The 26,272-nt window shown below is 72.0% G+C and carries 21 protein-coding genes; 10 read left to right on the plus strand and 11 right to left on the minus strand.

Going from position 1 to position 26,272, the window contains the following annotated elements; genetic code table 11:
* Positions 1-222: 222 nt before the first annotated feature.
* On the minus strand, positions 223-3,540 hold the full coding sequence (locus tag ACFWBY_RS06720; RefSeq protein WP_385340795.1) for a S8 family serine peptidase: 3,318 nt from the start codon (positions 3,538-3,540) through the stop codon (positions 223-225).
* A 273-nt stretch (positions 3,541-3,813) separates the two neighbouring features.
* Positions 3,814-4,380: a CGNR zinc finger domain-containing protein gene (locus tag ACFWBY_RS06725; protein WP_385340797.1), complete on the minus strand. Its 567-nt coding sequence runs from the start codon at positions 4,378-4,380 to the stop codon at positions 3,814-3,816.
* Positions 4,381-4,530: 150 nt separating this feature from the next.
* Here ACFWBY_RS06725 and ACFWBY_RS06730 point away from each other — a divergent pair, with 150 nt between their 5' ends.
* Together ACFWBY_RS06730 and ACFWBY_RS06735 are read left to right on the plus strand one after the other, a co-directional pair.
* A complete protein-coding gene (locus tag ACFWBY_RS06730; RefSeq protein ID WP_385340798.1) occupies positions 4,531-4,989 on the plus strand; it encodes a VOC family protein in 459 nt (152 codons plus the stop codon).
* The gene (locus tag ACFWBY_RS06735; RefSeq protein WP_385340800.1) at positions 4,989-5,903 is read left to right on the plus strand and encodes a pyridoxamine 5'-phosphate oxidase family protein; all 915 of its coding nucleotides are present in this window, start codon (positions 4,989-4,991) and stop codon (positions 5,901-5,903) included. The genes ACFWBY_RS06730 and ACFWBY_RS06735 overlap by 1 nt, the downstream gene beginning before the upstream one ends.
* A 23-nt stretch (positions 5,904-5,926) precedes the next feature.
* Here the strand turns inward: ACFWBY_RS06735 and ACFWBY_RS06740 are convergent, their stop codons facing one another.
* On the minus strand, positions 5,927-6,886 hold the full coding sequence (locus tag ACFWBY_RS06740; protein ID WP_385340802.1) for a hypothetical protein: 960 nt from the start codon (positions 6,884-6,886) through the stop codon (positions 5,927-5,929).
* Between the two features lie 154 nt (positions 6,887-7,040).
* Complete coding sequence (pepN, locus tag ACFWBY_RS06745) at positions 7,041-9,605, minus strand: aminopeptidase N (RefSeq protein ID WP_385340804.1); 2,565 nt, start codon at positions 9,603-9,605, stop codon at positions 7,041-7,043.
* Positions 9,606-9,714: 109 nt separating this feature from the next.
* Between pepN and ACFWBY_RS06750 the strand changes: the two genes are divergently transcribed.
* Entirely contained in the window at positions 9,715-10,362 is a 648-nt protein-coding gene (locus tag ACFWBY_RS06750; protein WP_385340806.1) for a DsbA family protein, read from the plus strand.
* Positions 10,363-10,517: 155 nt separating this feature from the next.
* On the opposite strand, the gene ACFWBY_RS06755 is transcribed toward ACFWBY_RS06750, so the two are convergent.
* Positions 10,518-11,174, minus strand: a complete 657-nt coding sequence (locus tag ACFWBY_RS06755) for a superoxide dismutase (protein WP_385340807.1) — start codon at positions 11,172-11,174, stop codon at positions 10,518-10,520.
* Positions 11,175-11,268: 94 nt separating this feature from the next.
* Entirely contained in the window at positions 11,269-12,699 is a 1,431-nt protein-coding gene (locus ACFWBY_RS06760) for an amino acid permease (RefSeq protein ID WP_385340809.1), read from the minus strand.
* Positions 12,700-12,864: 165 nt separating this feature from the next.
* Here ACFWBY_RS06760 and ACFWBY_RS06765 point away from each other — a divergent pair, with 165 nt between their 5' ends.
* Entirely contained in the window at positions 12,865-13,647 is a 783-nt protein-coding gene (locus tag ACFWBY_RS06765; RefSeq protein WP_385340810.1) for an SDR family NAD(P)-dependent oxidoreductase, read from the plus strand.
* A 63-nt stretch (positions 13,648-13,710) separates the two neighbouring features.
* On the opposite strand, the gene ACFWBY_RS06770 is transcribed toward ACFWBY_RS06765, so the two are convergent.
* Positions 13,711-15,108 carry an amino acid permease gene (locus tag ACFWBY_RS06770; RefSeq protein ID WP_385340812.1) on the minus strand — a complete coding sequence of 466 codons (1,398 nt, stop codon included), beginning with the start codon at positions 15,106-15,108 and terminating at the stop codon, positions 13,711-13,713.
* A gap of 282 nt (positions 15,109-15,390) precedes the next feature.
* On the opposite strand from ACFWBY_RS06770, the gene ACFWBY_RS06775 reads away from it, so the two are divergent.
* The gene (locus tag ACFWBY_RS06775) at positions 15,391-15,975 is read left to right on the plus strand and encodes a biotin transporter BioY (protein ID WP_385340814.1); all 585 of its coding nucleotides are present in this window, start codon (positions 15,391-15,393) and stop codon (positions 15,973-15,975) included.
* Positions 15,976-16,089: 114 nt separating this feature from the next.
* Here ACFWBY_RS06775 and ACFWBY_RS06780 read toward each other — a convergent pair whose 3' ends face one another.
* On the minus strand, positions 16,090-17,529 hold the full coding sequence (locus tag ACFWBY_RS06780; protein ID WP_385340815.1) for an amino acid permease: 1,440 nt from the start codon (positions 17,527-17,529) through the stop codon (positions 16,090-16,092).
* A 228-nt stretch (positions 17,530-17,757) separates the two neighbouring features.
* Here ACFWBY_RS06780 and ACFWBY_RS06785 point away from each other — a divergent pair, with 228 nt between their 5' ends.
* Positions 17,758-18,243, plus strand: a complete 486-nt coding sequence (locus ACFWBY_RS06785) for a ribose-5-phosphate isomerase (RefSeq protein WP_385340816.1) — start codon at positions 17,758-17,760, stop codon at positions 18,241-18,243.
* Between the two features lie 68 nt (positions 18,244-18,311).
* Positions 18,312-19,121: an Fpg/Nei family DNA glycosylase gene (locus tag ACFWBY_RS06790; protein WP_385340818.1), complete on the plus strand. Its 810-nt coding sequence runs from the start codon at positions 18,312-18,314 to the stop codon at positions 19,119-19,121.
* Between the two features lie 22 nt (positions 19,122-19,143).
* Here ACFWBY_RS06790 and ACFWBY_RS06795 read toward each other — a convergent pair whose 3' ends face one another.
* Positions 19,144-20,379 (minus strand): GNAT family N-acetyltransferase, encoded by a 1,236-nt coding sequence (locus ACFWBY_RS06795; RefSeq protein WP_385340819.1) that lies wholly within the window; start codon positions 20,377-20,379, stop codon positions 19,144-19,146.
* Between the two features lie 116 nt (positions 20,380-20,495).
* Here ACFWBY_RS06795 and ACFWBY_RS06800 point away from each other — a divergent pair, with 116 nt between their 5' ends.
* The 3 genes from ACFWBY_RS06800 (at position 20,496) to ACFWBY_RS06810 (ending at position 25,026) form a co-directional block, all read left to right on the plus strand.
* Positions 20,496-21,638, plus strand: coding sequence for a PP2C family protein-serine/threonine phosphatase (locus tag ACFWBY_RS06800; RefSeq protein ID WP_385340821.1), 1,143 nt, complete (start codon positions 20,496-20,498; stop codon positions 21,636-21,638).
* Between the two features lie 161 nt (positions 21,639-21,799).
* A complete protein-coding gene (locus ACFWBY_RS06805) occupies positions 21,800-22,660 on the plus strand; it encodes an ABC transporter ATP-binding protein (protein ID WP_385340823.1) in 861 nt (286 codons plus the stop codon).
* Entirely contained in the window at positions 22,660-25,026 is a 2,367-nt protein-coding gene (locus tag ACFWBY_RS06810) for an FtsX-like permease family protein (RefSeq protein ID WP_385340824.1), read from the plus strand. Before ACFWBY_RS06805 ends, ACFWBY_RS06810 begins: the two co-directional genes overlap by 1 nt.
* Here the strand turns inward: ACFWBY_RS06810 and ACFWBY_RS06815 are convergent.
* A complete protein-coding gene (locus ACFWBY_RS06815; protein ID WP_385340848.1) occupies positions 25,013-25,615 on the minus strand; it encodes an AAA family ATPase in 603 nt (200 codons plus the stop codon). The two genes, ACFWBY_RS06810 and ACFWBY_RS06815, sit on opposite strands and share 14 nt — an antisense overlap.
* Positions 25,612-26,034, minus strand: a complete 423-nt coding sequence (locus ACFWBY_RS06820) for a DUF4232 domain-containing protein (protein ID WP_385340826.1) — start codon at positions 26,032-26,034, stop codon at positions 25,612-25,614. The genes ACFWBY_RS06815 and ACFWBY_RS06820 overlap by 4 nt, the downstream gene beginning before the upstream one ends.
* Positions 26,035-26,272: the final 238 nt, after the last annotated feature.

The following is a 26,272-nucleotide window of genomic DNA, read 5'->3' on the forward strand; positions in this document are numbered from 1 at the left end:
AGCTGGTGCAAGCCTGCTCCATCATGCGTGCGACCCCGGGCCGCTTGTCCAATCCATTGTCCGTAGTACGGACGGGCCCCGGGCGTCGCGGGCCGGGGGCCGCTTCGACGACGGGCGCGAGGGGCAGCGGAAAGGGCGGGCACCCGATCGGGTACCCGCCCCTCCGCCGTGTGGTCACACGGTCATGCGGTCATGCGGTCCTGCCGTCACACGGTCGCTCCGTTACGGGAGGACCTTCTCGATCTGCACGCTGCCGGTGCCGGCGGCGGTGCCGCGGGCGTTGAGCAGCTTGACCTCGCCGAAGAACTGGCGGCCCTCCGGGGCGGCGCTGTTGACCAGCACGTTCGCGGAGACGGACGCCGAGGCGCCGTTGGCGAGGTTGACCGCGGCGGCCTCGTCGACCTGGACGGTGCCCAGGGCGGCCGAGTAGTAGACGTCGCGGTAGTCGTACGTGGTGGAGCCGGACGGGATCGCGTAGCCGAACACCTCGACGGTGTAGGTGCCCGCGGCCGGGTTGACGAGGCTCACGGCCTCCTCGGAGTCGCCGTCGGCGGAGGAGGCGACCTTGACGCCGTCCTTGTAGACGTCGAGGTCGAGGTCCGCGGCGGTGTCGGAGACCTTGCCGATCGCGATGTCGAGGCGGGAGACGCCCTCGCCGATCGTGACCTCGGTGGTGTGGGTCTCACCGGCGGCGATGGTCGGCTTGGCGACCTTCGCGGAGCCGAGCGGGCCGCCCTGGAGCTTGCCCCCGGAGATGGCCGCACCGTCGTTCTTCACGGTCCACTGGACCGGCGCCGGGGTGCCCTGCTTGACCTCGGGCAGGACCTTGACCGCGGGGTCGAAGGCCGCGCCGAGCACGGAGACGTCCAGCTTGAAGGGGTTGTCGAGCAGCGGCGACGTACGGCGCGACTCGACCTCGATCTCCCAGACGCCCGGCTGCGGGTTCGGGTAGGACCGCAGGTCGGGGCGGCACTGGTTCGCCGGGTTGTCGTAGTTCGGGTAGCACTGGGTCGTCGCGCTGTCCTCGACGCCCACACCGTACGGGTGGATCGAGATGAAGCGGGTCTGGCTGCCCGGCTTCAGACCGCCGAGGGCGACCTCGAGGGTCTTGGCGCCCGCGGGGACGGTCACGAAGTACGACTTGTGGCTGTTGCGCTGCACGGACGAGGTGTCCGAGTAGGAGAACGACGGCTTCGCCAGCGGGGTGGAGACCACGACCGTGGAGAGGATCTGCTTGTCGATGCCCTCGGTGGAGGGGTCGTCGAGCTGCAGGATGCCGCTGTGGACGCCGGCCGACTTGGCCTTCGCCTCGACCTTGATGGTGACCGGCTTGTTCAACGGCAGGGTGACGTAGTCGTAGTCCGTGAGGAGCTTGAACGTACCGTCGTTGTTGCGCCAGCTGAGCTTGTGCGGGGTGCCGTACTTGACGCCGGTGGTGCGCGTCACGACGACGTTGTAGACCTTCTTCTGGCCGACCTTCAGGCCGCCCTCACGGTCGTAGACGCCGGTGCCGAAGCCCGGGGTCTTCAGGAACTGGTCGATCGCGGTGTCGACCGGCGCCGAGACGGTGAACTCGTTGGCCTTCGCGCCGCGCTGGATGGACTCCCACGCGCCGGGGATGTTGATCATGCCCGCGCCCTGGGCGTGCGCCGGGACGTCGTCGATCTTCTTCGCGCTGCTGGTGAGCGCGATGCGCAGGGTCGCCGGGGTGAGGGCGATGTTCTGCTGCTTGGCGGCCGAGATCAGCAGGGCGCTGGCGCCCGCCGCCTGCGGCGAGGACATCGAGGTGCCCTGGAGCATGCCGTAACCGGCCGGCAGGGTGTAGCCCGCCTCGGCCACCGGCGCGCCGGGCAGCCAGGTCTGGATGGAGTTGATCGACGCGCCGGGGGCGGTGATCGTCGGCGTGAAGCCGCCGTCCTCACGCGGACCGCGCGAGGAGAAGGGGAACATGTTGTACTTCTTGCTCACGGCGGAGCCGTAGTTGGCCGCCCAGGTCTCCTTGGAGACCGCCGCGCCCACGGAGACGACCTTGTCCGCGAGACCGGGGTCGCCGATGGTGTTGATACCGGGGCCCTCGTTGCCCGCCGAGATGACGAGCTGGACACCGTAGGTGTCGATGAGGTTCTTGTAGAGCTCGGAGCGCGCGTTGTTGCCGTCGTTCAGCGCCGGCAGGCCGCCGATCGACATGTTGACGATGTCCACGCCGCGGTTGACGACGAGGTCGATCATGCCCTCGGTCAGCGCGATGTTGGTGCAGCCGCCGGACCAGGAGCAGGCGCGCGAGGAGACGATCTTCGCGCCGGGCGCCTCGCCGTTCATCGCGCCGCCGAAGAGGCCGTTGGCGGCGGTGATGCCCGCGACGTGCGTGCCGTGCTCGGACTCGATGATGCCGATGTTGACGAAGTCGGCCTTCTTGCCGACCCAGTCACCGCCCAGCGGGTCCATCGGGACGTCCTTGCGGATCTCGATCACGAACGGGATGCGCTCGGCGACGTCGGTCGCCGGGTTGTCCGTGCCGAAGTAGCCGATCTGGTAGCCGTCCTTGTACGGCTTCATCGGCTCGTTGTTCGTGAAGTCGCCGTCCTGGTCGGTGTCGACGCGGACGGTCCCGGCGACCGGGTCGTAGAGCATGCCGAACCGGTCGGTGGTGTCCCCGTCCCGGTTGACGTCGCCCTTCATGTCACCGGTGGCGGTGATCGACTCGGTGAAGCGGCTCCACTGGAACGAGCCCTCAGGGGCCTTCCAGCTCGCGCCGCCCGCGGTGAACGTGCCACCGGTCACCGGGGTGATCTGCGCCCGCCAGGTGGCGTCGGCGTCCGCGAGCGGGTCGGTCGCGGTGACCCAGTCGACGATCTTGCGCTCGCCGGTGGTGGTCTTCTGGAGCGCCGGGTGGCCGATGTCCACGCCCGAGTCCAGGACGCCGATGGTCACCCCGCGGCCGTCGGCCTTCGGGTTCTTCTTGAGGAAGTCCAGCGCACCGGTCTCGAAGGACGGGTTGTACGGGTTCTTCGCCGGGGTGCTCTTGTCCGGCCCGGGGTATGCCCCGGCGGCGGTCTTCTGGACCGCGGCGGTCGCGCGGTCCGCGTCCGGACGGGGGTCCGGCAGCTGGATCTCGTGCCGCAGGTCGATGCCGTGCACGGAGGACAGCTTGGCGGCCGCCTTCAGCGCGCCCTCGGCCTTGTCGGTCGGCAGGGTGGCGCGGACGTAGCCGAGCTTGTCGTACGTCTGGCCGACCGAGGCGCCCTGGACGTCGTCGAGCTGCTTCGCCACCTGCTGGGTCTCGCCGGGGGCGGTCGCGAGCATGACGGTGACGGTCTTCTCGCCCTTGGACTTGGCTTCCTGCAGCAGTTCGACGTCAGCCGAACCGAGCTTCTGGTCAGCCGTTTTGACCGCCGGGTTGGGCGTGGGGGCATCGGCGGCGGTGACCGCGAAGGCGGGCATGGCGCCGCCCGCCGCGAGGGCGGCCACCAGGCCGGCCGCGGCCGCGACGCGCACGGCGCGCCGGGTCGCGGATATGGAGCTGGGGGAGTCGAGGGTCATCAGCATCCCTGGCTAAGTGAAAGATACGGTCCGGATTTCGGTGCCGGATGACCGGTCAGCCTCGCGCAAGTGACAGCTCTTTGGGGAGGGTTGTCACTGACCGAGACCTGCCGTGGCGGATTCCCGCCAGAGTGCCGGATGCGCCAGAAGGCCCGTACCGGGATGATCCGGTGCGAACCTTCTGGGTGAAAGATTGATTTATAGACTTCCCGACCATCCGTCAGGGTCGGGGCCCGGCCCGGTCTCAGATCGGGTGTGACAACTTCGGGGCGTTCAGCGCTCGCGCGTGCGCGCGTAGTGGCGGGAGGCTTTCGCCCGGTTTCCGCAGGCCGACATCGAGCACCAGCGCCGGGTTCCGTTGCGCGAGGTGTCGTGGAAGTGCAGTACGCACGTCTCGGAGGCGCACTTGCGGATCCGGCCGGGGTCGGATCCGAGCAGTTCCAGGTAGTCGCGGGCGGCCGTCCAGGCCGGACCCCAGGACGGGTCGTCGAACTCGGCCCGCTCGCCGGGGCCTTCGGCGGTGAGGGTGGCGCGGATCCGCCCGTGTTCCAGGACGGCGTCGACCAGGGCGCGGGCGCTCTCGTCGGCCGGGTCGGCGATGGCGCGGGCCAGCGACTCGCGGGCGGTGAGCAGGTGGACCAGGGTCGCGGCGTCGGCGCGGAAGCGGCCGGCCAGCCCGGCGCTCTCCAGCCAGAGCGCGAGCCCCTCCACGCGGGTGAGGCCGAAGGCCCCGGCGAAGAGGTCGACCTGTTCGCCCTCGTGCATCCAGCGCGTGTTCACCAGGTCCAGGGCCACCGGTTCGCCGGTCAGGGGGCGGGGGTCCGCCGCCGGTGTCGCCATCTCGCGTTCCTCCGGGTCTGCCGAACTAACCCTCTAAGGGTACGTGACCGGTTGACTCCATCGAGACTAACCTTTAAATTAAAGATAGAGGGTTAGAACACGGAGAGATCGAAAAGCCCCATGAGGGGCTGCTGTCGAAAGGGGGCGGCCATGACGGCTGTCATCAGCAAGCTGCGCACCGGCCACATCGGGCTGAGCGTCACCGACCTCGCGCGGTCGCTCGCCTTCTACCGGGACGCCCTGGGGTTCGAGGTGCTCGGCGAGGGCGGGGAGGGCGGCGGCGCCCACGCCTTCCTCGGCCAGGGGGACGAGCTGGTCCTCACGCTGTGGCAGCAGGCCGAGGACGGCTACGCGCCGGGCACGGCCGGACTGCACCACCTCGCGCTCTCCACCGACGGCATCGAGGAGGTCCGGGCGTACGAGGAGCGGCTGCGGGGCCTGGGCGTCGACTTCAAGTACGAGGGGGTCGTCTCCCACGCGGAGGGCTCGGCCTCGGGCGGGATCTTCTTCCACGACCCGGACGGCACCCGCCTGGAGATCTTCGCGCCGACCGGCGCCGGAGGCTCCGACGCCCCCACCGCGGGGGCCCCGACCTGCGGGTTCTTCTAATGTCCGGGCACTCCGGACACTCCGGACATTCCGGGTACCACTGGGGTTCCCTCGCCGTCCAGGACCGGGTCGGCGTCCGCGAGCACGCCGTCCACGTCGGCCGTTCCATCACCCCGTACATCAAGGAAGTGGCCGGGGTCTTCCTGGAGCTGCAGCCGCACCTGGTCGTCGGCGCCTCCGACGCCGGCGGACGGCTGTGGGCCTCGATGCTGACCGGCGCCCCCGGCTTCGTGCGGGCCACCGGGCCGGACCGGATCGCGGTCGCCGGCGGGGTGCCCGAGGGGGATCCGCTGGCCGAGGCGCTGGCCACGGCGGGCACCCGGGTCGGGACCATCTCCCTCGACCCGCGCACCCGGCGCAGGATGAGGCTCAACGGAACCCTGGATCCGGCCCCCGGCGGGTTCGCGGTGGCGGCCGAGGAGGTCTTCGCCAACTGCCCCAAGTACCTCCAGAAGCGGCAGCCGGTATCGCTCGCCGCCGAAGGGGAGGGTGTCCTGTGGCGCGGAGACGCGCTCACCCCCGGCCGGATGCGGGCCGTGCGCGCCGCCGACACCTTCTTCGTCGCCACCACCGCCGGGGAGGACGGGGCGGACGCGAGCCACCGGGGCGGGATGCCGGGCTTCGTCGAGGTGCTCTCGCCGACCGAGCTCGTCTGGCCGGACTACGCCGGCAACGCGATGTTCCTGACGCTGGGGAACCTGATGGCGGACCCGCGGGCCGGGCTGCTGTTCCCGGACTGGGAGAGCGGCGAGCTGCTGCAGCTCAGCGGGCGGGCCGAGCCCGAGTTCGGGGCGGACGGGGAGCGGCGGGTCCGCTTCCGGGTCGACGCGGTGGTCCGCAGCGCGCACCCGGGACGGCTGCGGTGGAGCGCCCCGGAGTACTCGCCGGCCAATCCAATGGCCCCGGCGCCGTAGCCGCCGCCTTCGCCGCCGCAGCCTCACCTGGGCAGTACGACGAGGTAGGCGGCGGGCTCCCGGTCCCCGGACGCCGTCAGGGCGGTCCGCAGGACCGCCGCCTGCTGCTCGGGCCAGTCGCGGAGCTTCTGCGGGGTGACGTGCAGGACGGTCACACCGCACCGCTCCAGCGACTCGCGCTTGCGGACCGACTCCGACCATTCCTCGTCCTCGCCCTGGCGCGGGGCCCGCGTGTCGATCTCCACGGCGACCGCCTGCTCGGGCCAGTACGCGTCGACCCCGCCCAGGTGCGGGCCGCCGGGCAGCCGCAGGTCCACGTTCCAGACCGGCTCGGGCAGCTCGAAGCCCCGTACGAGCTGGTACAGCCGGTCCTCGGCGATGGCCCGGCCCTCCGCGAGCAGCGACTCGACGGCGTCCACGACGTGCGGCCGGTTCAACAGCCGGCCCACCGTCAGCTCCCGCACCACGGCGGCCGGTTCGCAGTGCCCGGCGCGCACGGCCTCGCTGAGCAGCCGGCGGACCGTGCCGGCGTCGGAGAGCTGGGCGACGGCGTCGGCGACGGCGCGGGCCACCGGCGCGACGGGGAGCCCGGTGACCTCCACCGGGCGGGGCGGGGTGTGCGCCCGCACGATGCGGACCTGCCCGGTGGACCGCAGGCGGCGGGTGTTCGGTACGAGGACGTCGATGTGGGGCAGGCCGAGCAGGGCGGGAGCCGAGGAGAACCGGTACAGCGCGAGGGCCGCCAGCCCGGTGATCATGACTTCGCCGCCGCGCCGCCCCGCGTAAAGGAGGGCCGCGTGCAGCCGCTCCTCGCTCGTCGCGGGGCCGGGGTGGAGCAGGAACACCCCGGGCAGGATCTGCTGCCAGGGCCGCCCGGCGGCGTCGGAGGCGGAGACGCCGTGCTCGCGGAGCTGGGCCAGCGTGAGCACGCGGGGGCGGCTGCCGGTGAGGTGGGCGAGGGGGAGGGGCGCGTTGTGGTTCATGACGCGGTGATTCCCTCAGGCCACGGCCTCGCTAACCCCTGTTACACATCCGTCGGCAAATCGGGACAAGACGGGGCTAAAGTACGGGCGTTCGACTGCCGATGGGATGCGCCGGTGCCGGCTTCCGGAGACCCGCCCCGGAAGCCGGCCGGGCCTACCTGCCTTCGCCCGCCGTCGCGTCGCAGATCTGCGCGCGCAGCGCCCTGGCCAGGTCGTCCCGGGACTCCAGGACCAGCCGCCGCAGAGCGGGTGCGGCATCCGCGTGTGCCGACAGCCAGGCGTCGGTGGCGTCCACCGTCGCCCCGGAGTCCTGGAGCGAGGGGTACAGGCCCTTCACGACGTCCATGGCGATCTGGATCGACCGGTCCGCCCACAGTCCTTCGACAGCGGCGAAGTAGCGCTCCGCGTACGGCGCCAGCAGCTCCCGCTGGGAGGGCTGCTGCATCCCCGCGATCGTGGCCTCGACCAGCGCGTTCGACAGCGCGTCCGACTCCACCACGGCCGCCCACGCCTGGTCCTTGACCGCGGCCGACGGCCGCGCCGCCAGGCAGCGCACCTGGTGCCGCTTGCCCGATGCCGTGTCGTCGCGCGCCAGTTCGGCGGCGAGGACGTCCTCGGCGATCGCGCCGTGCGCGGCCAGCGGCAGCAGGAAGTCCCAGCGCAGCTCCTGGTCCACCTCCAGCCCGTCGATCCGGGCCGAGCCGTCCAGGAGCCCCAGCAGCAGCTGGAAGTCGCCCTCGGTCGCGGCGCCCGCCGCGAAGAAGCGGGCCCAGGTGAGCTGGTGCTCCGACCCCGGCTCAGCGAACCGCAGTTCCTGCAGCGCGCACGCCGCCAGCACCCGGCCGCCCTGCTCCCGCCAGTCGTGCGCCGCATAGTGGTTGACGGCGGTCAGCGCCTGCGAGTGCAGCATCTGGAGCACGCCGACGTCCGTCTCCCGGCCCGCGTGGGCCAGTACGAGCGAGACGAAGTCCCGCGCCGGCATCAGCGCGTCGCGCGTCAGGTTCCACAGAGCCGACCAGCACAGCGCGCGGGTCAGCGGGTCCGACACCGAACCCAGGTGCGTGCGCAGCGTGTCCAGCGACACCGGATCGAACCGGATCTTGCAGTACGTCAGGTCCTCGTCGTTGACGAGCACGAGGGCGGGCTTCTCCTGCCCCGCCAGCTCGCCGACGACCGTCCGCGCCCCGGCCACGTCCGCCTCGGCCCGCGCGTAGCGGACCAGGGAGCCGTCCGGGTCCAGCCGGTACAGGCCCACCGCGACCCGGTGCGGGCGGAGCTCCTCGCCGTCCTGGAGCACCGCCAGCTCGGTCACCCGGCCCCCCGCGTCGCAGGTCACCGCCGGGGTCAGCGCGTTCACGCCCGCCGTCTGCAGCCAGGCCCGCGACCATTCGGCCATGTCGCGCCCGGAGACCTCCGCGAGCACCGACAGCAGGTCGTCCAGCGTGGTGTTCCCGTACGCGTTGGCCTTGAAGTAGCGCCGCGCCCCGTCCAGGAACGCCTCCCGGCCCACGTACGCCACGAGCTGCTTCAGCACCGCCGCGCCCTTGGCGTAGGTGATGCCGTCGAAGTTCAGCTTCGCGTCCTCCAGGTCACGGATGTCGGCCGTGATCGGATGGGTGGACGGCAGCTGGTCGGCCCGGTAGGCCCACGCCTTGCGGCTGTTGGCGAAGGTGACCCACGCCTGGTCGAAGCGGGTCGCCTCGACCAGCCCGAAGGAGCCCATGAAGTCCGCGAAGGACTCCTTCAGCCACAGGTCGTCCCACCACTTCATGGTGACCAGGTCGCCGAACCACATGTGCGCCATCTCGTGCAGGATGACGTTCGCGCGCCGCTCGTAGGAGGCCTGCGTGACCTTCCCGCGGAAGATGTACTCCTCGCGGAAGGTCACCATCCCCGGGTTCTCCATGGCGCCCAGGTTGTACTCCGGCACGAACGCCTGGTCGTACTTCCCGAAGGGGTACGGGTAGTCGAAGATCTCGTGGAAGAGGTCGAAGCCCTGCTTCGTCACGAGGAAGACGTCGTCCGCGTCGAAGTGCTTGGCCAGCCCCTTGCGGCACATCGCGCCGAGCGGGATCGTCAGGTCCCCGCGCGTGTAGGTGTCCGTCACGTAGTGGTACGGACCCGCGACCACGCACGTGATGTAGGTGGAGATCGGCGCGGTCTCGGCGAAGCGGCGGGTCAGGCCCTCGCGGGACTCCTCGGCGCCGTTGCTCCAGACCTGCCAGCCCTCGGGCGCGGTCACCTCGAAGCGGTACGGGGCCTTGAGGTCGGGCTGCTCGAAGTTCGCGTACACCCGCCGGGCGTCGGCCGGCTCGTACTGGGTGTAGAGGTAGACCTCGCCGTCCTCCGGGTCCACGAAGCGGTGCATGCCCTCGCCGGTCCGGCTGTACGCGCAGTTGGCGTCCACGACCAGGACGTTCTGCGGGGCCAGGCCTTCCAGGGCGATCCGCGAGCCGTCGAAGACGGCGGCCGGGTCCAGCTCGCGCCCGTTGAGGGTGACGGAGTTCACCGAGGGGGCGATGAGGTCCGCGAAGGTGGAGGCCCCCGCGTCGGCGGCCCGGAAACGGACGGTGGTCACCGAGCGGAAGGTCCGGGGACCGTCGGCCGGTTCGGCCTCGTCCACCGCGGACCTCAGATCGAGGACCACCTCGTACCCGTCGACGGACAGCAGCTCGGCCCGCTCGCGGGCCTCGTCACGGGACAGATTCTCTCCGGGCACGTGCACTCCTTCGTGCGTGATCGCGATACCTGACCGAATCCTCCCACGGGGAATGAGTGTGCGGTCAGGGCGGTTGGGCAGGGAGGAACGTTCCGATCTGAGGAGAGACATGGCTGATACGCAGGTGCGCGAGAAGACTCCTGTCGACTTCTGGTTCGACCCGCTCTGCCCCTGGGCCTGGATGACGTCCCGCTGGATGCTGGAGGTCGAGAAGGTCCGCGACGTCGAGGTCCGCTGGCACGTGATGAGCCTCGCCGTACTGAACGAGGACAAGCTCGACCAACTGCCCGAGCACTACCGCGAGCTGCTCGGCCCCAAGGGCTGGGCGCCGGTCCGCGTGGTCGTCGCCGCGCAGCAGAAGTTCGGCGACGAGATCACCGGCAAGCTCTACACCGCGCTCGGCACCCGCTTCCACAACGGCGGCACGGGTCCGACCCGCGAGGCGATCGCCGAGGCGCTGGCCGAGGTCGAACTGCCCGCCGAGCTGATCCACTACGCCGACTCCGACGAGTACGACGAGGTGCTGCGCGCCTCGCACAACGACGGCATCGACCGGGTCGGCCAGGAAGTCGGCACCCCGGTGATCTCGGTGCCCGGCGCCGACGGCGAGGAGGTCGCCTTCTTCGGCCCGGTCGTCACTCCCGCTCCGCGCGGCGAGGCCGCGGCCCGCCTCTGGGACGGCACGCTGATGGTCGCCTCCATCCCCGGCTTCTACGAGATCAAGCGCACCCGTACGCAGGGCCCGATCTTCGACTAGTCCACCTCTGGCGGAGCGTTGCCCGACGGCTCCGGGGAGGACTGGACACGGAAGACCCCCGCGAGTCATGTCCTCGCGAGGGTCTTCCGGTGGACACGCCCGCAAGTGAAGGTTGAGAAGACGATCACGAGGCGGACGGGCTGGGGTGGCGCCGGTCAGCCCTTGACGGGGATCAGCAGCGGGGTGTTCGCCTTGGCGTCGGCGTAGCGCTTGGCCACGTCCTGCCAGTTGACGACGTTCCACATCGCCTCGATGAAGTCCACCTTCTGGTTCTTGTACTGAAGGTAGAAGGCGTGCTCCCAGGCGTCGAACACGAGGACCGGTACGGAGGCCTGGCCGACGTTGCCCTGGTGGTCGTAGATCTGCTCGACGATCAGGCGGCCGCTGATGGGCTCGTACGCGAGCACGCCCCAGCCGGAGCCCTGCGTCGCGGAGGACGCGAAGGTCAGCTGCTTGCGGAACTTCGCGAAGGAGCCGAAGGACTCGGTGATGGCGTCCGCGAGGTCGCCCAGACCATCGGCCGCGGTGGGCTCGCCGCCGCCCTCGCCGGTCTTCGGGCTGGCCATGTTGTGCCAGTAGATGCTGTGCAGGATGTGGCCGGAGAGGTGGAAGGCGAGGTTCTTCTCCAGGCCGTTCAGCGCGGCCCAGTTCTCCTTCTCGCGCGCCTCCTCCAGCTGTTCCAGCGTGGTGTTGGCGCCGGCGACGTAAGCCGCGTGGTGCTTGTCGTGGTGCAGCTCGATGATCTGCGGGTTGATCACCGGCTCGAGAGCCGCGTAGTCGTAAGGAAGCTCGGGAAGCGTGTAGACGGCCATGCGTGTGATCCGGTCCCCTCGGCGTGACAACTGCTTATTGCAACCAATGCGCAATTGCACGCTAGCAGCATCTTTGCCGGGACTCACATAAGGGTCACCTCTCTGCCGCTTCGCGCGCCGCCGCCCGGCGCTGCACGACGTAGCCCGTGACCGCCAGCGCGAGCGTCAGGCCTCCGGTGAAGACCACCTGGAGCCGGGTGTCCTCGCTCATGGCCATCAGGACCAGGACGCCGGCCAGGCCGGCGACGGCGACCCACGTCAGGTACGGGAACCCCCACATCCTGACGACCAGCTTCCCGGGCGACTCCCGCTCCGTCCGGCGCCTCAGCAGGAACTGCGAGACGGCGATGAAGCCCCAGACGACGAGGATGACGCCGCCGACCATGTTCAGCAGCCAGGCGAAGAGGGTGTCCGGGTACCAGTACGACAGCAGGACGGTGACGAAGCCGAAGCCGCAGGAGGCGAGCACGGCGCGGCGCGGCACCCGGCCGGTCACCTTGCCCAGCGCCTTGGGGCCCTGGCCGCGGGCGACCAGGGAGTAGGCCATGCGCGAGGCGCCGTAGACGTTCGCGTTCATCGCGGACAGCAGGGCGATCAGGATGACCACGTTCATGACCTGGCCGGCGTGCGGGATGCCCAGGTGGTCCAGGGTGGCCGCGTACGGGCCGTCGGCCGTGACGGCCGGGTCGTTCCACGGCAGCAGCGTGACGATGACCAGCATCGAGCCGACGTAGACGACCGCGATCCGCCACATGGTGGTCTTCACCGCCCCGGCGACGCCCTTGACCGGATCGTCGGACTCGGCGGCGGCGATGGTGACCGTCTCCAGGCCGCCGTAGGCGACGACGGAGGCGAGCAGGCCGACCAGCAGCCCGTCCACACCGTTGGGCAGGAAACCGCCGTCGTGGAACAGGTTGGCGGAGCCGGGGGAGTCGGCGCCGGGCAGCACGCCCATGACGGCCAGTACGCCCAGGCCCAGGAAGAGCCCGATCGCGCCGATCTTGAGGGCGGCGAACCAGAACTCGAACTCGCCGAAGTGGGAGACGGCGGCCAGGTTGGTCCCGCAGAACACCGCCATGAAGACCAGCACCCACATCCACGAGGGAGTGCCCGGGAACCAGCCCGTCATGATGTGCGCCGCACCGATGGCCTCGATGGCCACGCCCACGCACAGCAGCGTCCAGAACATCCATCCCGCGGTGAAGCCGGCCCACGGGCCGATGGCGCGGTCCGCGTGCACCGAGAAGGAGCCGGAAGCGGGATTCGCCGCGGACATCTCGCCGAGCATCCGCATCACGAACATCACGAGCAGTCCGGACGCGGCGTACGCGAGCACGATCGAGGGCCCGGCGGCCGCGATGCCGGCGCCGGAGCCCACGAAGAGGCCCGCGCCGATGACGCCGCCGAGGGCGATCATCGAGAGGTGACGCTGCTTGAGTCCGTTGCCGAGGGGGGAGGATCCGTCGGATCCGTCGGATCCGGGGGTGCTCTGCCGCTCGGGAGGGGTCAGGGTGCTCTGGCTCATGGAGGAGGTGCCTGTCCGATGTGCGGGGGGACGGGAGGGAGTGCCCCAGTCTCACCCGTGTCCGATCATCGGACAGACTGCGTCCGTTATTCGGACAGCCGGATGACCGGCCGTGATCATCCCCGTACGCTGGTGAACCGCACCGGAGTGTCGACGGAGGCTCGAATGGACCACGGAATACGGGAATTGGCCGCGACGGGACGGGGGGTACTGGTCACCGGAGCCTCCCGGGGCATCGGACGGGCGATCGCCACCGCGTTCGCCGAGCAGGGCGACCGCGTCGCGGTGCACTGCACGGCCCGCGGGCCGGACGCCGAGCGGACGCTCGCGGACCTGCCGGGCGGGGGACACGTCCTGGTCGCCGGCGACCTCACCGACCCGGCGCGCGTGGAAGCCCTCGCCGCCGAGGCGGACCGGGCGCTCGGCGGGATCGACGTGCTCGTGAACAACGCGGCCGTCATGGTCGCGCACCCGCTGCCCACGACCTCCTACGCCGACTGGCAGGCCGCCTGGCGGCAAACGGCCGCGGTCAACCTGTTCGGCACGGCCAACCTGTCCTACTGCGCGGCCCGCCACATGATCGACGGCGGCCGCGAGGGACGCGTCGTCAACATCGGCTCGCGCGGCGCCTTCCGGGGCGAACCCGACCACCCCGCCTACGGCGCCACCAAGGCCGCCCTGCACGCGCTCGGGCAGTCGCTCGCCGTCTCCCTGGCCCCGCACGGCATCGCGGTCGCCTCCGTCGCACCCGGCTTCGTGGCCACCGAACGGGTCGCCGGCCGGCTCGACGGAGAGGAAGGCGAGCGGATCCGGGCGCAGAGCCCCTTCGGCCGCGTGGGCACCCCGGGGGAGATCGCCGCTGCCGTGCTCCACCTGGCCTCCCCCGCGGCGCGCTGGAGCTCGGGCGCGGTCCTCGACGTCAACGGGGCCTCGTACCTGCGCACCTGACGCACGAAGGCCCCCGCGCGGTCTGCGCGGGGGCCTTCGCGGGGGCCTTCGCGGGGCGGGAGGTCAGGACTTCGGGGCGCGCAGCTCCCGGATCCACGCCACGAGCAGTACGGCCGCGGCCGCGCCCGAGGACCACAGGAGCTGCGGGCGCGCCGAATCGTCGAGCAGCATCAGGACCAGCACCGCGGCCATCCCGACCAGCGCCGCCCACGTCGCGTACGGGAACAGCCACATCGGAAGCGTCAGCCGCTCCGGCATGTCCCGCTCGATCCTCGCCCGCAGCTTCAGCTGCGAGACCGCGATCAGCGCCCACACGAAGAGCAGCACCGCGCCCACCGCGTTGAGCATGTAGAGGAAGATCGTGTCCGGCCACAGCAGGTTCAGCACGACCGAGACGAACCCGAACGCCACCGAGGCGAAGACGGCCCTGCGGGGCACCCCGCCGGGCGACACCTTTAGCAGGGCCTTCGGGGCCTCGCCCCGCTCCGCCAGCGAGAACACCATGCGCGAGGACCCGTACAGGTTCGCGTTCAGAGCCGACAGCAGCGCCACGAAGATCACGATGTCCATGATCTGGCCGGCGGCCGGGATGCCGATGGTGTCGAGCACCGCCACGTACGGGCTCTGACCCGGCTTCAGCGAGTCCCACGGCAGCAGGGTCACGATGACCAGCATCGAGCCGACGTAGAAGAAGAGGATGCGCCACACGGCGCTGCGCACCGCGCGGGCCACGGACTTGGCCGGGTCGTCCGACTCGGCGGCCGCGATGGTGACGACCTCCAGGCCGCCGAAGGCGAAGACGACGGCCAGCATGCCCGCGACCACGCCGCTCGCGCCGTTCGGGAAGAAGCCGCCCCGGCCGGTCAGGTTGGCCGTGCCGACCGCGCTCGTGTCGGGGAGGAATCCGAAGACGGCGAGGGTGCCGAGGATCAGGAACAGCACGATGGCGGCGATCTTGAGGGCGGCGAACCAGAACTCGAACTCGCCGAAGTTCCGCACCGCTGCCAGGTTGCTCACGGTGAAGACCACCATGAAGAGGAGCACCCAGACCCACTGGTCCACCGAGGGCAGCCAGCCGTTCGCGATCTTCGCCGCGCCGGTCGCCTCCACGGCCAGCACCACGACCAGCAGGAACCAGTACAGCCAGCCCGCCGAGAAGCCGGCCCAGCGGCCGAGCGCCTTCTGCGCGTACACGGAGAAGGAGCCGGAGGCGGGCATCGCCGCCGACATCTCGCCGAGGGCGCGCATGACGAGCATCGCGAGGACGCCCGCGAGCAGGTACGAGCAGATGATCGCGGGACCGGCGATGCCGATGCCGGCTCCGGAGCCGACGAAGAGTCCGGCGCCGATCACGCCGCCGAGTCCCAGCATGGTCAGATGGCGCTGCTTGAGGCTGTGGCTCAGGGGTTCCGGAGGGAGCTCGCCCGTGCTGTCGGGCGGGTCGGGCAGGGGGTCGCGCATGAGGGGTGCTCGTACTCTCTGTGGCCTGGCGGCGGTGGGGGATCCGCGACAGTTGGAGGGACCCTACAGTCTCACTGGAGAGCGCCCGCCAGAGCAAAACGGACGTGTCATCGGTTGTGGCTCGTGATGCGGATCACTTCAACTCGGGTGTGAAGCGTGATCTTTGTCTGTTCTCCACCAAATCGGGGAGTGCGGCTTTGTTCCGGGCGACGCTGATGGCGCCCCGGGCCCGGGACTAACGTCGGTGATCGTCCTGTCGACACCACCTCCCGCGGAGTCCCGATGAGCACTGCTTCCGTCTCCTTCCGGCCCGGCGCCGTCCTCGCCGACCTGCTGCCCGCGAGCCGCGTCCGCGACATCACGCTGGTCACCGGCGGAGCCGCGCTCACCGGCCTGGCCGCGCAGATCGCCGTACACGTCGACGGCCTGGCCGCCCCGATCACGGGGCAGACCTTCGCCGCGCTGCTCGTGGGCACCGCGCTGGGCGCCGGCCGCGGCTTCCTCTCCCTGGCCCTCTACACCCTGGTCGGCATGGCCGGCGTGCCGTGGTTCGCGGGCGGCTCCTCCGGCGCGGGCGGCGCGACCTTCGGGTACGTCCTCGGCATGCTCCTGGCCTCGACCGTCGTCGGCGCCCTCGCGCGGCGCGGCGCCGACCGCTCCGTCCCGCTCACGGCGGGCGCGATGGTGCTGGGCTCCGCGATCGTCTACGCCGTCGGCGTCCCCTACCTCGCGCTGGCCACCGGGATGTCCTTCGGCGCGGCCGTCGCGGGCGGCCTGACCCCGTTCCTGATCGGCGACGCGCTCAAGGCCGCGCTGGCCATGGGCCTGCTGCCGGCCGCCTGGAAGCTGGTGGGCCGCCGCGGCTGACCGCGCGAGGCAGGCCGCACGCACGGCAGCCCCGGACCGCTTGCGGCGGTCCGGGGCTGCTGTCGTCGTGCTCGGCGCGCCGCGTTCAGGGCGTCGCGCCCGGGGGCGCCGTGCTTACGCGGAGAGGCGCGCGGCGGCCTTGCGGCGTACGTCGCGGACCACACCGATGGCCAGCACCACGGCAGCGACCAGCAGGGACAGCAGGACGGTCTCGCGGTTGTCCTTGTCGTAGACCATGTAGCCCAGGACGAAAGTGATCATCGCGGCGGTGGCCCAGGTCAGGTACGGGAAGAACCACATCTTCACCGTCAGCTTCTCCGGAGCCTCGGCGACCAGGATCTTGCGCATCCGCAGCTGGGTGAGGCAGATGACCAGCCACACGAACAGCGCGATCGCGCCCGAGGCGTTCAGCAGGAAGCTGAAGACCGTGTCCTTGAAGGCGTAGTTGAAGTAGACGGCGACGAAGCCGAAGACCACGGAGCCCAGGATCGCGGCCTTCGGAACGCCCCGCTTGGTCACCTTGGCGAAGGCCTTCGGGGCGTCGCCCCGCTCGCCCAGCGAGAACGCCATGCGGGAAGCGGTGTAGAGCCCCGAGTTCAGGCAGGACAGCACGGCCGTCAGCACGATCACGTTCATGATCTGGCCGGCGTGCGCGATGCCGATCGAGTCCAGGGCGGCGACGTACGAGCCCTTCTCGGTGATCGACTTGTCGTTCCACGGCAGCAGCGTGAGCACGATGAAGATCGAGCCCAAGTAGAAGACGCCGATGCGCCAGATCACCGAGTTGGTGGCCTTGGTGACCGCACGGCGCGGGTCCTCGGACTCGCCGGCGGCCAGCGTGACGATCTCACTGCCCATGAAGGAGAAGACGACCATCAGCACACCGGTGAGGACCGAGCCCCAGCCGTTCGGCACGAAGCCGCCCGTGTCGGTGAGGTGCGCGAAGCCGGCGCCCGGGTTGTCCGATCCCGGCAGCACGCCGAAGACGGCCAGCATGCCGATGATCACGAAGCCGCCGATGGCGACCACCTTTATGCCGGCGAACCAGAACTCGAACTCGCCGTACGAGGCGACCGAGCCGAGGTTGGTGACCGTCAGCACGGCCATCACGATCAGCGCCCAGGCCCACTGCGGGACGGCAGGGACCCAGCCTTCGAGGATGACGGCGCCGGCGGTGGCCTCCACGGCCAGGACGACGACCCAGAAGAACCAGTAGAGCCAGCCGATGGAGAAGCCGGCCCAGCGGCCGAGCGCCCGGTCGGCGTAAGCGGAGAAGGAGCCGGAGTTGGGGCTCGCGGCGGCCATCTCGCCCAGCATCCGCATGACGAAGACGACCATCGCGCCGACCAGCGCGTAGGAGAGCAGGATGGCGGGGCCGGTCTTGGCGATGCCTCCGCCGGAGCCGACGAAGAGGCCGGCGCCGATGACACCGCCGATGGCGATCATGGACAGATGGCGGTTCTTGAGACCGGCCTTCAGACCGTCGGAGGGCTGGCCGTCGCCGGGGTTGCCGGTGGGGTCGCCTGCCTTCTGAAGGGTCGTCGTGGAACTCATGAACGAATCCTTAGGTTCTCGGGGCGCTCGGGTTACGAGCCCCGGCATTCAAACCCGACACCCGGACAAGACGGAAGACCCTGTTCCGGATAGTTGCCCAGGGCTCAGAGTCGATGACCTTGGTCCTGGCATGTCTCATCTGGGTTGTTTGGGTTTACTTGAGCTTGAGAAGTGACTTACGCGACACCCGCTGCGGGGCGGCGGGCGTCCTCGTGCCACACTCGAGGCATGCGCGTGTACCTCGGATCCGACCATGCCGGCTTTGAGCTCAAGAACCACCTGGTGGACTGGCTCAAGAACAACGGCCACGAGCCCGTCGACTGCGGGCCCCACATCTACGACGCGGTGGACGACTACCCGCCGTTCTGCCTGCGCGCCGCGGAGCGGACCGCCGCGGACGCCGACGGCCTCGGCATCGTGATCGGCGGCTCCGGCAACGGCGAGCAGATCGCCGCGAACAAGGTCAAGGGCGTCCGCGCCATCCTGGCCTGGAGCGTGGAGACCGCGAAGCTCGGCCGGGAGCACAACAACGCCAACGTCATCTCCGTCGGCGGCCGGATGCACACGCAGGACGAGGCCGTCGCCTTCATCGAGGCCTTCCTGGCGACGCCGTACTCCGGCGAGGAGCGCCACACCCGCCGCATCGACATGCTCTCGGACTACGAGACCACCGGCGAGCTCCCCCCGATCCCGGCGCACCACCCGCAGGGCTGATCTTCCTTCCGGCCGTGCCGCCCCCCGGGGGGTGGCACGGCCGTTCCATTTCCACGAGGAGTTCCACCGTGCCCGAGGGGCATACGATCCACCGCCTCGCCGAGGACCACCTCCAGCGGTTCGCCGGGTGGAAGGTCGCCGTCAGCAGCCCCCAGGGGCGGTTCGCCGACAGCGCGGCCCTGCTCGACGGGCGGGTCCTGAACGGCGTCGACGCCCACGGCAAGCACCTCTTCCTGGGATTCGAGGAGAGCGGCTGGATCCACGTCCACCTCGGGCTGTTCGGCAAGTACGCGCTCGGCCCCGCACCGGCCCCGCCGGCCACCGGCACGGTCAGGCTGCGCCTCGCCAACGACGACTACTTCTCCGACCTGCGCGGCCCCACCACCTGCGCGTGGATCACGGACGAGGAGAAGCGGGCGGTAAGCGACCGGCTCGGCCCGGACCCCCTGCGCGGGAGCGACGACCCGGAACGCGCCTGGGCCCGGATCTCCCGCTCCCGCACCACCGTCGCCGCGCTGCTCATGGACCAGAAGGTCGTCGCGGGCGTCGGCAACGTCTACCGCGCCGAGGTGCTCTTCCGGCACGGTATCGACCCGTACCGGCCCGGCAAGGACCTCGCGCGGGCCGAGTGGGACGCGATCTGGGCCGATCTGGCGCTGCTCATGCGCGACGGCGTGCGCAAGAACCGCATCGACACCGTCCGCGACGAGCACCTGCCCGAGACCATGGGCCGCCCGCCGAGGGTGGACGACCACGGCGGAGAGGTGTACGTCTACCGGAGGGCGAACATGCCCTGCCACATCTGCGGGCGCGAGATCCGCACCGCCGCTCTCGCCGCCCGCAACCTCTTCTGGTGCCCGGGCTGCCAGGTCCGCTAGGACCCAACGGCGAGGCGGCGGCTCAGAACCCGTGGGACAGCCACGGGGCCACGTCGCCGGTGAAGGCCCGCGAGGCCTCCGCCAGGGCCCCCGGGTGCAGCTCGCGCACCCGGCCGGCTCCGGCGAGCGAGGTCAGGGTGACCCCGCCCAGGTACGCCGAGCCGAGCTCGCCGACCGACAGCTCCAGGTCCGCCGCCGCACCGGTGCGCGTGCAGGAGGCCGGCCCCCCGGCCGCGGCCGTCAGTCGCCACCGGCCCGTGTTCCACGGGCAGAACCGGTCCTCGACGTCGAGGACCACGTCCAGCGGGGCCCCGTAGCCACGGGCCTCCAGCGCCGCCGGCAGGTCCACCAGCCGCACGTGCAGCGCGTCGCGCCGGCGCACCTGGCTCCGCCTTACGTCGCTCACCAGGTGCAGGAGGGGATCGTCCACCGGGCGCCCGTACGCCCGCACCCGCCAGGCCAGGTCGATGCCGAAGACGTAGCGCCACAGCGCCGCGTACGCGGCCGGATCCAGCGCGTCCAGATCGCGCACCTGGACCTTGCCGTCCGAACCGGTCTGCTCCCAGTCGGGCTTGACCTGATAGCGGGCGTACCCGACGACCTCGCCGTCCGGCCCCTCGGCCACCACGCACTTCAGCGCGGAGGCTCCCTCCCGGCGCGACGGCGGGTCCACCAGCGCCTGTCGCTCCCAGCCGGGCTGCCGGGCCGGCATCCCGGGCCGGCCCGCGACCAGCGCCGCGTAGACCCGCTCGCAGTCGGGCAGCGCCTTCCGCGGGTCGACGAGCCGCAGTCGTATGTTCTCGGTCCCCGGCGGCACGGAGAGGCGTACCCGCGTGGTGTCGATGTCGACGGACACCGAGTAGGTGGCCGTGCCGTAGCCGAAGCGGCCGTAGATCGCCGGATCCGATGCCGTCAGCACGGCGAGCGGTTCACCACCCGCCCGGATGTCGTCCAATTGGCGGCGCATCAGCGAGGTGAGCACGCCCTGCCTGCGGTGGGTCGGGGAGACGCCCACCATCGTGACGCCGCCCGCGGGGACGAGCGCCCCGCCCGGCACGGAAAGCCGGAAGGAGAAGGCCCCGGCCGAGCCCACGCACGTCTCACCGTCCCAGACAGCGAGGGAACGGTCCGTCTCGGTCAGGGACTTGTACAGTTCCCGCTCCTCCGGAGACTCGGGCACCCCGCCGAACGCCAGTTCCAGGTGGTCATACCAGACATCCCACTCATCAGCCTGCAATACGCGCGTCTCAAGAGCCATGCGGCCATCCTTACCAGGGCAATCCGTGCTGGTCGATCTCTTTTCGGTCGCCGAGGGGCCCATCTCCGGGGGTACCCCTGCGCGCGCACAGCCAGGATGGATAGGGTCCCGAAGCAATGGCCGGAGCACATGTGGAGACCCTCCTGGCCCGGACGCGCATGCTGTCGCACCGGGCGCGCACCGCCCTGCGCAAATCCGCCGTCGACTACTTCCGCGGCGACGCCTCCGACTGGCTCGCATTCGGCGGCCTGCTGCTCACCGTCCCGGCCATCGCCTGCGGCACGCTGATGCTGCCGGTGTGGTTCTCCCCGTCCGCGCTCGTCCTGCCCATCGTGGCCGGCGGCCTGCTGCTGCGCCCCGCCAGCCTGCTCGCGCTGTACGCGGCCTCCGCCGCCGCGCTCATCGTCGAGGCCCTCGTCCTCGGCCCGTACAACCAGGGCCCCGCCCGGGTCACGCCCGGCACCGTGCTGGTCGTCGCCGCCTGCGGATTCTTCGGACTGGTCATCGCCCAGTTCCGCAGCCGCGTCGGCGTGCCCTGGCGACGCGGCGGCACCATGCTCTTCGACCTGCGCGAACGCATCAGGGTCCAGAGCAAGCTGCCCCCGCTGCCGCGCGGCTGGCACCGCGAGATGGCCCTGCGCCCGGCGGGCGGCCAGTCCTTCTCCGGCGACTTCGTCGTCGCCGCCCGCACCAACGGCGGCCGCACCCTGGAGATCGTCCTCACCGACGTCTCCGGCAAGGGCATGGAAGCCGGCTCCCGCGCCCTGCTGCTCTCCGGCGCCTTCGGCGGACTCCTCGGCGCCCTGCCCCCGCACGGCTTCCTGCCCGCCGCCAACGGCTACCTCCTGCGCCAGGACTGGGACGAGGGCTTCGCCACCTCCATCCACCTCGTCCTGGACCTGGAGACCGGCGACTACGAGCTGCTGTCCGCAGGCCACCTGCCCGCCCTCCAGCGCTGCGCCGGCACCGGACGCTGGCGGGAGGTCTCCGGCGAGGGCCCGCTGCTGGGCGTCTACGACGGCGCCGAGTTCGAACCGGCCCGCGGCAACCTGCGCTCCGGCGACGTCCTGATGCTCTTCACCGACGGCCTCGTCGAGACCGCCGAACGCGACATCAGCGAAGGCATGGACCGCCTCACCGGCGAAGCCGACCGCTACGTCGCCGCCGGCTGGGACGGCGCGGCCTGGCACCTGATCGAGAAGGTCGCCAAGGACGTCAACGACGACCGCGCCCTGCTGCTCATCCGCCGGTCGGGCTGACCCACCGGACAGCCCCACCGGCCGGAGCCGCAGGTCCGGCGGGGTAGGGGAAACCCCACCAACCATCCGCCGGGTCACGTCATGGTCCCGGCCGCCCCGCCCTCCGTAGCGTCGGGACCGTCACCACACAGTCAACGGCGCACAACAGAAGGCGGCACACCATGGGGTTCCGGCGGACCAGACGACAGGCCGAGCAGCAGCCCGAGCAGCAGAGCGGGCAGTGGGCGGGGCAGGCCGCGCGGTCCTACGGGTCCACCCCCGCCCCCGCCGTCGAACTGCGCGGGGTCCGCCGGCAGTACGGGCGCGGCTCCGCGGCCGTCCACGCCCTGCGCGGCATCGACCTCAGCCTCCCCCGCGGCACCTTCACGGCCGTGATGGGCCCCTCCGGCTCCGGCAAGTCCACCTTCCTCCAGTGCGCCGCCGGACTCGACCGCCCCACCGAGGGCTCCGTCCGCCTCGGCGGCACCGAGATCACCGGCATGAACGAGAACCAGCTCACCGAGCTCCGCCGCAGCCGCCTGGGCTTCGTCTTCCAGGCCTTCAACCTGCTGCCCTCCCTCACCGTCGAGCAGAACGTCCTGCTCCCCATGCGCCTCGCCGGCGGCCGGGCATCCGCCCGGGGCCAGGGACGCGCCGCCGACCTGCTCGCCCGCGTCGGTCTGGAGGGCAAGGGCAAGCGGCGCCCCGCCGAGCTCTCCGGCGGCCAGCAGCAGCGCGTCGCCATCGCCCGGGCGCTGGTCACCCGGCCCGACGTGGTCTTCGCCGACGAGCCCACCGGCGCCCTCGACACCACCACCGCGGCCGAGGTCCTCGACCTGCTGCGCAGCGCCGTCGACTCCCTCGGAGCCACGGTCGTCATGGTCACCCACGACCCGGGCGCCGCCGCCCACGCCGACCAGGTGCTCTTCCTCGCCGACGGCCTCATCGCCGACCGGCTCCCGCGCAGCTCCACCGAGACCATCGCCGCCCGGATGACCACCCTCACCGCCCCCGCCCCGGCCTACGCGGGAGCGGCCGCCTGATGCGCGCCCGCACCAACGGCCTGGCCCGCGCCGCGCTGCGCTTCCGCCCGGCCGCCTTCGCCGGCACCTTCATCGCCGTCCTGATGACCGTCGCCATCGTCTCCGCCTGCGGGATCCTGCTGGAGACCGGACTGCGGGCGAGCGCCCCGCCGACCCGGTACGCCGAAGTCCCCGTCGTCGTCGCCGCGGACCAGAAGGTCCGCCTCCAGGTCGGCAGCGGGGAAGGCGCCTACGAAGCCTCCGCGCAGGTCCCGGAACACGCCCGGGTGGACGCCGAGCTGCTGGCCCGGCTGGCGCCGGTGGGCCGGGCCGTGCCCGACGTGGTGTTCCCCGTACGGGACGACGCGGGCCGCACGGTCGAGGCCTCCGGCTGGGGCGCCACCGCCTTCAGCCCCGCGAAGCTGAGCTCCGGCCGCGCCCCCGCCGGCCCGGGCGAAGTCGTGCTCGGGAGCGCCGGCCCCGACCGGGTCGCGCTCGACACCCCCGCCGGCGAGCGGCAGTTCCGGGTCGTCGGGCGCACCGACCGGCCCGGAGCCTGGTTCGCCGACGCCGAGGCGCGCACCCTGTCCGGACACCCCGACGCGCTCGACGCCATCGCCGTCTTCGGGGCCGACGCCGAACGGGTCCGCGCCGCCGTGGACGGCCGCGCCCAGGTCCTGACCGGCGAGGACCGGGCCCTGGACCCGCGCCTGGCGAGCGCCAAGGAACTCCTCACCGGCATCGGCGGCTCCTTCGGCGGAACCGCCACCCTCGTCGCGATCTTCACCGCCGCCGCCACCGTCGCGCTCTCCGTCGGCCAGCGCTCCCGCCAGTTCGCCCTGCTGCGCGCCGTCGGAGCCACCCCGCGCCAGATCCGCCGCACGGTCGCCGCCGAAGCCGTCCTCATCGCGCCCGCCGCGGGCACGCTGGGCCTCGTACCCGGCATCGCGCTCGCCTCCTGGTGGATCGGCCAGCTCAAGGACAAGGGCGCCGTCCCGGCCGCCGTCGAGCTGACCATCGGCTGGATCCCCCTGCTCGGCGCCGTCGTCGCCGGCCTCGCCACCGCCCTGCTCGCCGGCTGGGCCGCGTCCCGCCGCCCCGCCCGGATCCGCCCCGGCCAGGCCCTCGCGGCCGCCGCCGTGGAACGCCTGCGCCCCGGGTGGATCCGCACCCCGCTGGGGATCGCCGCACTCGCCGGCGGCACCGCCTGCGCGTCCCTGGCCGCCACCAGCAGCGGCCCGGACGCCGCCAACGCCGCGCTCGGCGTCGTCATGCTCTTCATGGTCGCCGTCGCCCTGCTCGGCCCTCTGATCGCCCGCGCCTGCGCCGCCCTCTTCGGACTCCCGCTGCGCGCCGCCGGCGCACCCGGCTCCCTTGCCGCCGCCAACTCCCGTACCAACGCACGCCGCCTCGCCTCCGCGATCACCCCGATCGTGCTCGCCATGGCCTTCTCCTCCACCCTGGTCTTCCTCCACACCAGTTCGGAGCGTGCCGTGGTCCAGCAGCAGAAGGCCGGGATGCTCGCCGACCACGTCGTCACCGACCCGCACGACCCGGACCGGGCGGTCGCCGCCGGGGCGGTCGCGCTCACCCGCACCTCCGTCCTCGCCGTCGTCGGCTCCGGCCCGGAGCGCCTGATCCACAGCGCCTCCGCCCAGGGGGTGACGGGCGACATCACCACCGTCGAGGACCTGGGCGTGCTCTCGGGTGACCTCGCCCGGCTGGCCCCCGGCAAGATCGCCGTCGACCGGACCCTGGCCGACGCCGACCACGCCGCCGTCGGCGACCGCCTCGAGCTGCGCCTCCCCGACGGCACCCGGACCGACCCCGAGATCGTCGCCGTCTACTCCCGCGGCCTCGGCCTCGGCGAAGTCACCCTGCCCGCCACCGACCTGGCCGGCCACACCACCGCCGGCCGCCCCACGGAACTCCTGATCCGCGGTCCGCTCCCCGCCGGCCTCGGCCCGGCGCAGTCCGCCTCCGCCTGGACCAGCGCCCAGAGCCTGGACCGCGAGGTCAACGCCTGGGCCAACACCACCATGGCGGCCGTCCTCGGCGGCTTCGCGGCCGTCACCGCCGCCAACACCCTGGTCATGACCGTCCTCGACCGCCGCCGCGAGCTGGGGATGCTGCGCCTGGTCGGCTCCACCCGCCGCCAGGTGCTGCGGATGCTCCGCTGGGAAGCCCTCCTCGTCAGCGGCACCGGCATCACCCTCGGCTCGGCGATCGCCCTGGCCACGCTGATCCCGCTGACCAAGACCGTGACGGGCACCGGCCCCTACGTCCCGCCCCTCGTCTACGGCTCCTTCGTGGCCGCCGCCGTGGTCCTGACCCTCGCGGCCACCGCGCTCCCCGCCCGCGGCGCACTCCGGCTCAGTCGAGCCTGATGTGCCGTACGCCGACCAGCGCGCGCCGGGCCCACCCCCGGAGCGCGCTGTCGGTGTCCGCAGTCAGTTCCAGCCCGGACCGGGCGGCGACCCGCTCGGCGACCCGGGCGACGGAGATCCGGTCCGTGCGCAGGTGCTCCGCGAACTCCGGCGCGCGCAGGGCCTCCAGGCACCCGTCCAGCCGGGCCACCGCGAAGCTCTCCCGGTTCAGCCCCCGCCCCCAGCCCCGCTCGCGCAGCCGCCGCAGTACGGTCTCGCGCTCGGCCAGCAGCGCGAAGTGGCGTACGTCGTGCCCGCGTTCGCGCAACCGCCCCACCGTTTCGGCGAAGTAGTCGGCGTCGGTGACGGTCATGGGCACGATCACCGCCCCGGGGTGCTCCCGAGCTGCCAGGTCCAGCACGTCGAACACGCCCTGCCGCCACGCCGGAAGGTCCTGGAAGTCCCCGCGCAGCGCCGGCGGCAGCATCCGGTGCAAGCCGAAGCCGACGTGCTCCGGATCGCACACCACGCTGCCGGGCAGCCGCCGGTGGAGGGCGTACGCCGTCTGGGTCTTGCCGCCCCCGAAGGGCCCGTTGAGCCACACGATCACCGCGGCACCTCCTGCCACGGACCGGTCCCGAGCAGCCCGGTGTTGCCCAGGTCGACCGGCCGGGTCAGCCGCAGCCGCTGCTTGGGAGCGCCGGGCCGGGGCGTGATCTCGAGCACCCAGGCGTCCGTCGCGACCACCGTCGGGTCCGTGACGAGGTTGCGCCACACCATCGGCATGTACGCGGCCTGCCCAGGCCCCACCACCACCGGCCGCGGGGTCGCCTCCACGTTCGGAACCCCGGTGGTGATGCCCGCGGCCCCGTGCGCGACGGTCACCTCCACGGGCGCCCCGGCCTTGTCGAGCAGCCTCAGGACCGGATACCCCTCCAGCGCGTAGGGCTCCGTCCCGCAGTTGACCAGCTGCACGGACTCCGCCCGGAGCCCCATCGCGGCGCTCCCGTCCCCTTCGAGCAGCCGCACCCCGCCTTCGGGACACTCCGCCCCGGCTTCCGCCCCGGCCGAGGACCCGGAGCCGGCCGTGGACCCAGGCCCCGCCGCGGATCCCGCCGTCGCCCCCGGGCGTGAGCTCCCCGAAGGCCTTCCCGCTGCCGGCCCCGTGGGCCCCGGCGCGGCCGGCGGCGCGGGCGGAGTCCCGCACGCCGCCAACACCCCCGCCAGCGCGCCGGCACCGACCACACCCCGCACCCACCGCTTCGCG

The sequence above is a fragment of the Streptomyces sp. NPDC060049 genome (assembly GCF_042736715.1).
Taxonomy (GTDB): Bacteria; Actinomycetota; Actinomycetes; order Streptomycetales; family Streptomycetaceae; genus Streptomyces.